We start from the raw sequence: 10,631 nt of genomic DNA on the forward strand, positions 1-10,631 counted from the left end.
AGCGTCCTCCGATTTCGCTTCGGCGTTTCCAGCCGAAACGCCAGCCCGCGTTGTCATGGATCAAGGGAAAGGGCCGGAAGAAATGATTGTACGACACCCACTTGGGGATGTCCTGCGCCCTTTATCGACCGATCAGATTTGGGAGAAATTCAAGGGCCTCAGCAGAGAGAACGTTCACCCGCGGTGGCAGGACGAGATCCTCTCGGCAATAGGCAACCTCGAAGCAGCAGGGCTTGGGCCTCTTCTGGCTGCTCTCTCTCGACGTGGCAGGCGATATGCCGAAGAAGACGCCGCGCGTGAACTGGCCCGATCTTCCGAAGCGTTGCAGTGATTCGTCGAGACGGACGGGCAGGCACATCTCGGGTAACGCTATGCTATTGGTATCCAAACGGCCAAGGCCGCTATGGTCTCGGAAGATTTTCCTGGGGCGGGTTGGGGGAGTGTCATGTAGCCCTGCTCTCGTCGACGATATGTCGAAGATTGTCGATGCCGTCTGGATGAAGACGAGGACAGCTTCGCTTTATTCGGCTGCCAGATTGCCGCGTAGGCGCTCAGACCATCCTCTTGCGAGAACATCTCGGCTCGAGGAATTGCGTAAAAAGTTTTCGTCTCGCCCACGAGAAGCTCGATGTTGTGGAGACCTTTCCTAGTCTACACTTGACCGCCCCCCAAAAGCGTCCTGCCGTGATAATTTTCGCTTTGGCCGCGCTGTTTGCGGTGGGTTGCGGGACCCACGCCAAAGTGGGCCTGAAAGGCCCGTGAGAAATGACTGCGGTTGGAAAAGCCGGTGGCCAGCGCGACTTCGACGAGCGGCAGGTTTGACTGTTGGAGAATCTCGTCGGCCTTCTCCAACCGTAAAGACCGATAGAACTGCATCACGCTCTGTCCTAACTGTTCCGTTGCCAACCGCTCTAATTGCCGCATCCCAATACCACTCAAGTGTACCAGATCGCCCAGCTTCAGCGGGTCCGCAATGTGGCTTGTCATCAATTCCACCATGGCGACCAGAGCGGGATGGCGCAGATCGTACCTGCGTATTGGGTCCAATTGCTGAGGGGCCTCGGCCTGCCGGACGCCGGTATGGATGAACCAATCGCTGACCGCACGGGCCAATTCCACACCGTGATCTGAAGCGATCAGCGCATGGGTCATGTCTAGGGGGGCCATGCCGCCCGCGCAGGTGAAGCGGTCACGATCGATGACGAACAGCCGCCGTTCGATGAGTGCGTCGGGATACGTCTCCCGCATTGCATCAATGTGCTGCCAGTGAATTGTAAACCGGCGTGACGACATCACACCCGCTGCCGCCAGGATTGCCGCTCCGCCTGAGATTCCGCCCAAAGGCACTCCCGACCGGGCGAGACGGCGCAGCCAAGCGAGGATCCTGTCGTCTCGATAGGTGAGGGGGTTGCCGCCGGCGACGACGAAGAGAATATCGAAATCAGTGCCTGCTTGTGAAACAGGTTCGGTCTCGAACGCACCCGAGACGGAACTGCGCATCCACCCGCCCTTGGCCGACATGAAGTTCAGATCGTAAAGAACCCGCCCGCTAAGCAGGTTGGCGGCGCGCAGCGGCTCGACCGCGGAGGCTGCGGACATCAGGGCATAGCCTTCGATCAGCAGGAAACCGTATCGCCGCGGGCTGCCGTGATTCCCGTCAATCATCCCGTTGAAAATCCTATCATCCACATCGTTCGCACATGTCCGGCAAAAGCACACATGAGTCAATTTTGAAAACACCTCGCTGCCCTTGCCGTGACATAGTCTCGGCAGTCCAAGGAGTCCTTGATATGAAGTTTTCCGGCTTCCGCGTCTTTGCTGAAGCGCTCAAGGGTCACACCGGGTGGCGGCCGCTCTGGCGCAATCCCGATCCAAAGCCTTCCTACGACTATTTGATTGTCGGCGGAGGCGGCCACGGCTTGGCCACAGCGTATTATCTGGCCAAGACCTTCGGACGATCGCGTATCGCCGTGCTGGAGAAAGGTTGGCTCGGATCCGGGAATGTCGGGCGGAACACGACGATCATCCGCTCGAACTACCTGCTTGCCGGCAATGAGCCCTTCTATGAGTTCTCGATGAAGCTCTGGGAAGGACTGGAGCAGGAGCTCAACTTCAACGCAATGGTTTCCCAGCGCGGCATCATCAACCTTTTTCATACGGATGCGCAGCGCGATGCCTTTCGCCGCCGCGGCAATGCCATGATGCTGGCGGGGGCGGGCGCACGGCTGCTGGGTCGGGAGGAACTGCGCGCCATGGTTCCGTTCCTGAATTACGACAACGCGCGCTTCCCGATCAAAGGCGGCCTGATGCAGGCGCGTGCCGGCACCGCGCGGCACGACGGCGTGGCCTGGGGCTATGCCCGCGGCGGCGACAGCCATGGCGTGGACCTGATCCAGAATTGCGAGGTGACCGGTTTCCGGCTCGATCGCGGCAAGGTGCGTGGCGTGGAGACATCGCGTGGCTATATCGCCGCCGACAAGGTCGGGGTGGCGGTGGCGGGCTCATCGAGCCGGGTCATGGCAATGGCTGGAATGCGGCTTCCGATCGAAAGCCATGTCTTGCAGGCTTTCGTCACGGAGGGGCTCAAACCCACCATTCCCGGTGTGATCACGTTCGGGGCAGGCCATTTCTACATCAGCCAGTCCGACAAGGGCGGGCTTGTCTTCGGCGGCGATATCGACGGCTACAATTCCTATGCCCAACGCGGCAACCTGCCGGTGGTGGAGGACGTCGCAGAAGGCGGCATGGCGCTGATGCCCATGATCGGGCGGGCGCGGCTCCTGCGCATGTGGGGGGGCGTGGTGGACATGTCGATGGACGGTTCGCCGATCATCGACCGCACGCATATTGATGGCCTCTATCTGAACGGCGGCTGGTGCTATGGCGGCTTCAAGGCGACGCCAGCCAGCGGCTATGCCTTCGCCCATCTTCTTGCCACCGGCGCACCCCACGAGACAGCGCGTGCGTACCGCATCGACCGTTTCGCACGCGGCCATGTGGTCGACGAGCGCGGCGCCGGTGCCCAGCCCAATCTCCACTAAGGCGGTCCAATGCTGATCCCACATCCACTTCTGGGCCTGCGGGATGCGCAGGAATTCACCTATCTGGGCGACGCGCGGCTCATCGACCGTCCAGATCCCTCCGCGCCCGATGCCGAGGCCGCCTTTTGCGATTACGTCTTCCTGCGCGACAACCCGGCCGGCGTGCATCGCGAATTTTGGTTCCACGAGCAGGGCGACCGGTCATGGCTGGTGGTGACGCGCGACACGGTCACGCATGAAGTCCTCGGTGCGGAACTGGCCCGCGATGCCGCCCTTTCGCGGACGAGGTGCAGCAAATGACACGACTGTCCGGAGGGCTGATCGACCGCTCGCAGACCTTGAACTTCAGTTTCGACGGCAAGCGCTACCAGGGCAATCCCGGCGACACGCTCGCCTCGGCGCTGCTGGCCAATGGCGTTCGTCTGATGGGACGCAGCTTCAAGTACCACCGCCCGCGCGGGCTGCTGTCTGTCGGCTCGGAGGAACCGAACGCCTTGGTAGAACTGCGCTCGGGCGCGCGGCGGGAGCCCAACACGCGCGCGACGACGGTGGAACTGTTCGACGGACTGGAGGCTCGAAGCCAGAACCGCTGGCCCTCACTCGGCTTCGACGCGTTGGCGGTGAACGACCTGCTGTCGCCTTTCTTCACAGCCGGCTTCTACTACAAGACCTTCATGTGGCCGAAAGCCTTCTGGGAAAAGCTCTACGAACCGGCGATCCGCAGGGCGGCGGGCCTCGGGCGCCTTTCAATGCAGGCCGATCCCGATGTCTATGACAAGGGCTTCCTGCATTGCGATCTCTTGGTCATCGGCGGGGGGGTGGCCGGGCTTGCCGCGGCGCTGACGGCGGCGCGCTCCGGCGCACGTGTGATTTTGGCCGACGAGGATTTCCGCCTGGGCGGGCGGCTTCTGTCCGAGACGAGAACGTTGGACGGAGCGCAAGCCAGCGACTGGATCTCAGCGTTGGAGGCTGAATTCGAGAGCCTGCCGAACATTCGCGTGATGCGTCGCACCACGGTTTTCGGGGTCTATGACCACGGCATCTATGGCGCGGTGGAAGGCGTGTCCGATCATCTCCCAGAGGCGAACGGGCGTGTGCGCCAGACACTCTGGCGTATCACGGCGAAACGCGCGGTCCTGGCGGCGGGCGCGACAGAGCGCCCGATCGCTTTTGCCGACAATGACCGTCCGGGAATCATGCTGGCCGGCGCGATGCGGGCTTACGCCAATCGCTGGGCGGCATGTCCGTCCGAGACCATCGCTGTCTTCACCAATAACGATGACGGTCATCGCACCGCGCGCGATCTGGCCGCCAAGGATGTCAAGATCGCCGCCGTCATCGACGTGCGCCCCGACGCGAAGGCTCGCGGTGACTACCGGCTGATCACGGGGGGCATGGTGGCTGGCTCACGCGGCCGGCTTGGCCTGAAATCGATCGAGGTTCAGGCAAACGGCAGGTCCGAATGGATCGAGTGCGGCGCGCTCGGGGTCTCTGGCGGCTGGAACCCGAATGTGCATCTCTTTTCGCATCATCGCGGTCGGCCTGTTTGGAATGAACCGCTGCAGGCATTCCTGCCCGGGGAGAATGGGCCTCTTGGATTAATTCCGGCAGGTGCGGCGGCGGGCCATTTTTCCACCGGCGACGCCTTGCGTTCCGGCGCGCGAGCCGCACAGCGTGCGATGGGCGAACTTGGAATCGCGGCATCGTTGCCCGATTTGCCGCGCGCTGAGGAGGCAGACTACACGGTTGCGCCCGTCTTCCACGTACCTGGCAAGAAGCGCGCCTGGGTCGATTTCCAGAATGACGTGACGGTGAAGGATATCAAGCTTGCCCATGCCGAGAACATGCGGCCGGTAGAGCATTTGAAACGCTACACGACCCTCGGCATGGCGACGGACCAGGGCAAAACCTCAAATGTGACCGGTCTTGCCGTGATGGCGGAGCTGACCGGGAGGTCGATCCCGGAAACTGGAACAACGATTTTCCGCCCACCTTACACTCCAGTGACGCTCTCGGTCCTGGGCGGCGGCGATACAGGGCGGCATTTCCGACCGCGCCGCCTCACACCCACCCATCACTGGGCCGAGGCGCAGGGTGCGGTGTTCGTCGAGGTCGGCCAGTGGATGCGCGCGCAATATTTCCCGCGTGCGGGCGAAACGCACTGGCGCCAGAGCGTGGACCGCGAGGCCAGGGCCGTGCGCGGCGCAGTGGGCCTGTGCGATGTGACGACGCTCGGCAAGATCGATGTCCAGGGCGCGGACGCGGGCGAGTTTCTCAACCGTCTCTACTGCAACATGATGGCCACGCTGAAAGTCGGCCGGGTCCGCTACGGGCTTATGCTGCGCGAAGACGGATTTGCCTATGACGACGGCACCTGCGCGCGGCTGGCCGAGGATCATTGTGTGGTCACCACGACGACCGCAAACGCCGGTCTGGTCTATCGCAACATGGAATTCGCGCGGCAATGCCTGTGGCCGGAACTCGACGTCCAGCTCATCTCCACGACCAATGCCTGGGCGCAGATTGCCGTCGCCGGGCCGAAGTCGCGCGCTCTGCTCGCCCGCATCGTTGACGGGTTCGACCTGTCGAACGAGGCTTTCCCCTTTATGGCCTGCGCGGAGCTCACCGTCTGCGATGGCCTGCGCGCGCGGCTCTTCCGCATCTCCTTCTCGGGCGAACTTGCCTACGAAATTGCGGTTCCCGCACGCTACGGCCACGCATTGATCGAGCGGCTGATGGAACTGGGAGCCGATCTCGGAGCGACGCCCTACGGCACCGAGGCATTGGGGGTCCTGCGGATCGAGAAGGGACACGCCGCCGGCCCTGAGTTGAACGGACAGGCGACGGCCCTCATGGTCGGGCTTGGCAGTATGGTATCGCAGAAGAAGGATTCCGTCGGCGCCGTGATGTCGCGGCGTGAGGGCCTTGCCGGCGACAGGCGACGCCTGGTCGGGCTGCGGCCCGTCGATCCTGCCGGGAAGGTGGTCAGCGGCTCACATCTTTTTGCGGAAGGTGCACCGTGGAAATTCGATACCGATCAGGGTTGGATCACCTCGGCTTGCTACAGTCCACATGTCGGCTCAATGATCGGGCTCGGTTTCCTCGAGAATGGCGATGAACGGCTGGGCGAGGTGATCGTGGCCGCGAACCCGCTCGAAGGCGAAAGCGCGCGCCTGCGCGTCGTGCCGGCGCATTTTGTCGATCCTGAAGGAGCACGTCTTCGTGAGTGACCTGAGACCCATCACCGCGCTCGGTGCCGCACTACCACGCCTCGCATCGTTCGGGGCGTTGGAGATCCGTGAGAACGGGGGTCTGGCGCTTGCCTCCATGGCGCTGCGCCGCGGAACCGTTGAGCCCACGCCGTTCGGCCTCGCTCTTCCCGGACCAGGCCGCTGGATTGCAGGGCAGGGGGTTGCCGCGCTGTGGACCGGGCTGGATCAGTGGATGATCGAGGCGGAAGGCCGCGCCGAGCTGGATTTTGCCGCCGAGCTCAAGCAACTCGCCCCTGGCTGCTCGGTGACCGAGCAGACCGATGGCTGGGTCGCGTTCGAGATCGTTTCGCGAGCCGGCACAGGGCCTATCGATGCACTGCTGTCGAAGCTCGTTAACGTCGATCTCGCGGATTTTGGCCCGGGCCGCGCGACGCGCACCGGGCTTGAGCATATGAGCTGTTTCGTCATCCGCCGCAGCGAGGCTCATATCGCCGTGCTGGGCGCGCGCTCGTCGGCCGGATCGCTCTGGCACGCACTGGAAACGGCGGCGAAGCGGCTAGAGGAAAGGTAACATGACCGCTCAGATCATCGACGGCAAAGAGTCCGCCGCGCAGCTACGGTCGAGCGTTGCTGGGCATGTGGCCTGGCTCAAGGAGGAACACGGCATTACGCCGGGCCTGGCAGTGGTTCTGGTAGGCGGCGATCCGGCGTCGGAAGTCTATGTGCGCAACAAAGGACGGCAGACTATCGAAGCTGGCATGAGCAGCCTTGAACACAAGCTGCCCACTGAAACATCTCAGGCCGATCTGCTTGCTCTAATCGAGCAGCTGAATTCCGATCCGGATATTCATGGTGTCCTTGTCCAGCTCCCTCTACCCAGTCATCTGAACGCCGATCTGGTGATCAATGCGATCGATCCAGCAAAAGATGTCGACGGGTTTCACATTTCGAATGTCGGGCTTCTGGGCACGGGACAAAATGCGATGGTGCCATGTACCCCATTGGGTTGCCTGATGTTGCTGCGAAGCCATCTCGGCGATCTCTCTGGGCTTGAAGCCGTGGTCGTGGGGCGCTCGAACATCGTCGGAAAACCGATGGCGCAACTCCTGCTCAATGACAGCTGCACCGTAACCATTGCTCATTCGCGTACACGCGATCTGGCATCATTCTGCCGTCGAGCCGACATTCTTGTCGCTGCCGTCGGCCGCCCCGAGATGATCCCCGGCGACTGGATCAAGCCGGGCGCTACAGTGATCGATGTGAGCATCAATCGGATCGCGCGGGATGGCAAGCAACAACTGGTGGGCGACGTGGATTTTGGAAGCGCGGCGGAGGTAGCGGGAGCGATAACGCCGGTGCCGGGGGGTGTCGGTCCCATGACCATCGCCTGTCTTCTCGCCAACACGGTTACCGCCTGCTGCCGTGCTCATAGGCTGTCCGAGCCTGAGGGGCTCACCTTATGAGCCCCTTGCAATCCGGCACTCTACCTGACACGCCCGAATGGATCTCTTCCGCACACACGAGCAAGCTCGCCATGGACAAATACTACCTGACCGTCACCTGCAAGTCCAAGCGCGGGATCGTCGCGGCCATCGCAGGATACCTCGCCGATAGCGGCTGCAACATCACCGACAGCTCGCAGTTCGACGATACGCAGACCGGCAACTTCTTCATGCGCGTGAGCTTTATCTCTGAAGATGGCGCTGGCCTCGACGCGCTGCGCAACGGCTTTGCTGACACCGCCGAGACGTTCGGAATGGACTTCGCCTTCCATGACGAGAGCCAGAAGATGAGGGTGATCATCATGGTCTCGCGCTTCGGCCATTGTCTCAATGACCTTCTGTATCGCTGGCGCATCGGAGCGCTGCCAGTCGACATAGTGGCGGTGATCTCGAACCATCTGGACTACCAAAAGCTGGTCGTGAACCATGACATTCCGTTCCACTACGTCAAAGTTACGAAGCAGAATAAGAGGGAAGCCGAAGCGCAGCAGATGCGCATCGTCGAGGAGACCGGCGCGGAGCTGGTGGTGCTCGCCCGGTACATGCAGGTGCTGTCGAATGAGATGTCCGAGAAGATGTCCGGCCGCATCATCAACATCCATCACTCCTTCCTGCCGTCATTCAAAGGAGCGAACCCCTACAAGCAGGCTTTTGAGCGTGGGGTAAAACTGATCGGCGCGACCTCGCATTATGTCACCGCCGATCTCGACGAAGGGCCGATCATCGAGCAGGACACGGTGCGCGTCACCCACGCCCAGAGCCCATCCGACTATATATCGCTCGGGCGCGACGTCGAAAGCCAGGTTCTCGCACGCGCGATCCATGCTCATCTCCACCGCCGCGTCTTCCTCAACGGGAACAAGACCGTGGTCTTCCCCGCTTCGCCAGGCTCCCATGCTTCGGAACGTCTGGGATGAGTGTACGAATGCAACGAGGTGACCCGCATTGCTTTTTCTCGACCCGCGACGGTGTCACGAGATCGGATCGCAAATCGCCCACCTGCAACTTCGGTGACGTTGGCGCCCTATTCTCGACCCTAGGAAGAAAACGCCATGACTTCTCACTCCACCAGTATGCGGCAATTCCTCGTCTGGAAACCCGAGGAACAGACGCCTCTGACCGCGCTGTCGCCTCAGGCCCCGCTCGACCGGCCAGTCGAGCGCTTGACCTGTCGTCGGTTCTCGAAGTATCGCTAACAGCCTTCGGACCACAGGAAGGCGGCGAACTCCGGCCCGATGCATTTTAGATTGATCAGCATCGCCGGTGCCGGGGAGACGACATGCGCGGCAGCGAGCACAGCATCGCGAGCAGCCTCAACCGCCTTGATCTGTTCCAGCAGCAATTCGAGCGGATCAAGTTCCCGGCTGATCTGCATCTTCAGATATGCAGGCATCGCTCAGCCGTCGCCGGTCTTAAGCGCCTCCAGTCGCTTGCGCCGGTCGCGATGCATTGGTTCTTGGGCGGATACGCCGTGGGCGAACAGCCGGCCATTGATGCGGTTGACGTGGCGCACGCGCTCGTCCGTCAACGCCTTGCGCTCACGCGTGATGCGGCAACGGTCCTCCTTTTGGGGCGTCGCTACCCGAAGCATCGCACACACCCGTGGCTCGACTAGCTTGTAGGCCAGCAACGCCCGGATCAGCGCCTCACCGTCGATCTTGTCGGTCTTTGCGCGACGGCGCCGGCGCGAAATCGCAATCGACGCCGCATCGACGACGTGACTTTCGATGGATCCAGAAACCATCGAGCCCGGCCTCATGGATCACGATCGGAGAACACTGCCCGGTCGCGCCTCTGCCTTCTTTTTAAGCTCGACAAAGCGCGCCAGCAGTCCGGCGATGTTGCCGGCCGCCACCGAATGCTTCGACATCTTCTCGCCGCCAACTGGCGACAGCGAGGTGATCACCATGTCGAGCGGCTGGCGCTTGAAACCCGGAACAAGCGCGGCAATCACCCACTTCGCCTTGCTCATCTCGATGACGGCGACGATCGTGTTATCCTGTTCGAGAGCGGTAAGGGACCGGCTTGAGTCAAAAGACTACGACATGGGGCGGCTCCTTCTGATGGTGGATTCAACAGCGCCGAAGGATGCCACACCTCGCCGCTCGCCCTATAGCATCTAAGCAGGACCACCCATTGTTGGCGGGATGAACAGTCGTGGCCATGCCGCTTGCATTTGACATAAGAGTTCGAAATGGGACGAAGATTGCGCCAAGATCGATACGGATAGCCGTCGGCCCTTCGGATTGGTGAGCTGCAACGGGCATGCTTGCCTCCAGGGTAAGGTGTTGGTTCCGCGACCTCACTTTGCCACAGCGCAGGTCGCTGTCCACCCTCCTCATAGGATCTGATGCTCACCCTGCGCGATGCGGTGCCCAGCTAGCCACACTGCGGCTCACGCTCCTCAAGCTCGACGGCCGCGTGGTCGAGATGAAAACCCAAATTCGCCTGCATTGCCGACATCCTGCCCGGACCAGCGTATCCTGCGCACCGTCCTCAGTCGCATCCCGCAACTCGCGACATAAACAATGGGGCGCAGACGTCCCGAAACAAACCCGCTGACCCAAACCACTCGCCTTCCATCACGACGGATCACCGCCGGCGCCTATTACGCTTGGGAAGACGCACGGTAAAGGCAACCAGATCGCCGCTTCAGGCCGCCGAAAGCTCATCTCCGTGCATCAAGCAGGTTAGGACTTCACCCCATAGGGGCATCTCGCCGCTAGATGGCAAAAATATAAAAATTGCATTTGACGCAAACCACCCGGCAGTTGACCATCTAAGCACAACGACGGGAGCGGAGGAGAGGTAATGGCGAACACTCAGTCGAGCTTGGCGCCCGGGCTTCCTTTTAGCGAGGCGGAGTATAACCGTCG

The 10,631-nt window shown here is 61.8% G+C and carries 7 protein-coding genes and 2 pseudogenes; 7 read left to right on the forward strand and 2 right to left on the reverse strand.

What is annotated here, in order from left to right:
- Nucleotides 1-331 (forward strand): annotated as a pseudogene (locus EN874_RS34120) (hypothetical protein); the annotation flags it as partial.
- A 320-nt stretch (nt 332-651) separates the two neighbouring features.
- Here the strand turns inward: EN874_RS34120 and EN874_RS31895 are convergent.
- A complete protein-coding gene (locus EN874_RS31895; RefSeq protein WP_210212399.1) occupies nt 652-1,665 on the reverse strand; it encodes a GlxA family transcriptional regulator in 1,014 nt (337 codons plus the stop codon).
- Between the two features lie 125 nt (nt 1,666-1,790).
- Here EN874_RS31895 and EN874_RS31900 point away from each other — a divergent pair, with 125 nt between their 5' ends.
- From EN874_RS31900 to purU, 6 genes are all read left to right on the forward strand, one after another.
- Nucleotides 1,791-3,041: a sarcosine oxidase subunit beta family protein gene (locus EN874_RS31900; RefSeq protein ID WP_126101856.1), complete on the forward strand. Its 1,251-nt coding sequence runs from the start codon at nt 1,791-1,793 to the stop codon at nt 3,039-3,041.
- 9 nt (nt 3,042-3,050) lie between these two features.
- Nucleotides 3,051-3,341, forward strand: coding sequence for a sarcosine oxidase subunit delta (locus tag EN874_RS31905; RefSeq protein WP_126101855.1), 291 nt, complete (start codon nt 3,051-3,053; stop codon nt 3,339-3,341).
- Entirely contained in the window at nt 3,338-6,271 is a 2,934-nt protein-coding gene (locus tag EN874_RS31910) for a sarcosine oxidase subunit alpha family protein (protein ID WP_126101854.1), read from the forward strand. Before EN874_RS31905 ends, EN874_RS31910 begins: the two co-directional genes overlap by 4 nt.
- Nucleotides 6,237-6,824, forward strand: coding sequence for a sarcosine oxidase subunit gamma (locus EN874_RS31915; protein WP_245460085.1), 588 nt, complete (start codon nt 6,237-6,239; stop codon nt 6,822-6,824). Before EN874_RS31910 ends, EN874_RS31915 begins: the two co-directional genes overlap by 35 nt.
- 1 nt (nt 6,825) lies before the next feature.
- Entirely contained in the window at nt 6,826-7,716 is an 891-nt protein-coding gene (folD, locus tag EN874_RS31920; protein ID WP_126101853.1) for a bifunctional methylenetetrahydrofolate dehydrogenase/methenyltetrahydrofolate cyclohydrolase FolD, read from the forward strand.
- A 71-nt stretch (nt 7,717-7,787) separates the two neighbouring features.
- Nucleotides 7,788-8,672: a formyltetrahydrofolate deformylase gene (gene purU / locus EN874_RS31925; RefSeq protein ID WP_126101852.1), complete on the forward strand. Its 885-nt coding sequence runs from the start codon at nt 7,788-7,790 to the stop codon at nt 8,670-8,672.
- A 278-nt stretch (nt 8,673-8,950) separates the two neighbouring features.
- On the opposite strand, the pseudogene EN874_RS31930 reads toward purU, so the two are convergent.
- Nucleotides 8,951-9,727, reverse strand: a pseudogene (locus tag EN874_RS31930) (IS110 family transposase); the annotation flags it as partial.
- Nucleotides 9,728-10,631: the final 904 nt, after the last annotated feature.

This window comes from Mesorhizobium sp. M1D.F.Ca.ET.231.01.1.1 (assembly GCF_003999155.2).
In the GTDB taxonomy this organism is placed as follows: Bacteria; Pseudomonadota; Alphaproteobacteria; order Rhizobiales; family Rhizobiaceae; genus Mesorhizobium.

Bases quoted from the DNA above. Each gene is read 5' to 3' on its own strand.
- EN874_RS31895 (WP_210212399.1), bottom strand. From the start codon at position 1,665: ATGATTGACGGGAATCACGGCAGCCCGCGGCGATACGGTTTCCTGCTG.
- EN874_RS31900 (WP_126101856.1), top strand. From the start codon at position 1,791: ATGAAGTTTTCCGGCTTCCGCGTCTTTGCTGAAGCGCTCAAGGGTCAC.
- EN874_RS31905 (WP_126101855.1), top strand. From the start codon at position 3,051: ATGCTGATCCCACATCCACTTCTGGGCCTGCGGGATGCGCAGGAATTC.
- EN874_RS31910 (WP_126101854.1), top strand. From the start codon at position 3,338: ATGACACGACTGTCCGGAGGGCTGATCGACCGCTCGCAGACCTTGAAC.
- folD (WP_126101853.1), top strand. From the start codon at position 6,826: ATGACCGCTCAGATCATCGACGGCAAAGAGTCCGCCGCGCAGCTACGG.
- purU (WP_126101852.1), top strand. From the start codon at position 7,788: ATGGACAAATACTACCTGACCGTCACCTGCAAGTCCAAGCGCGGGATC.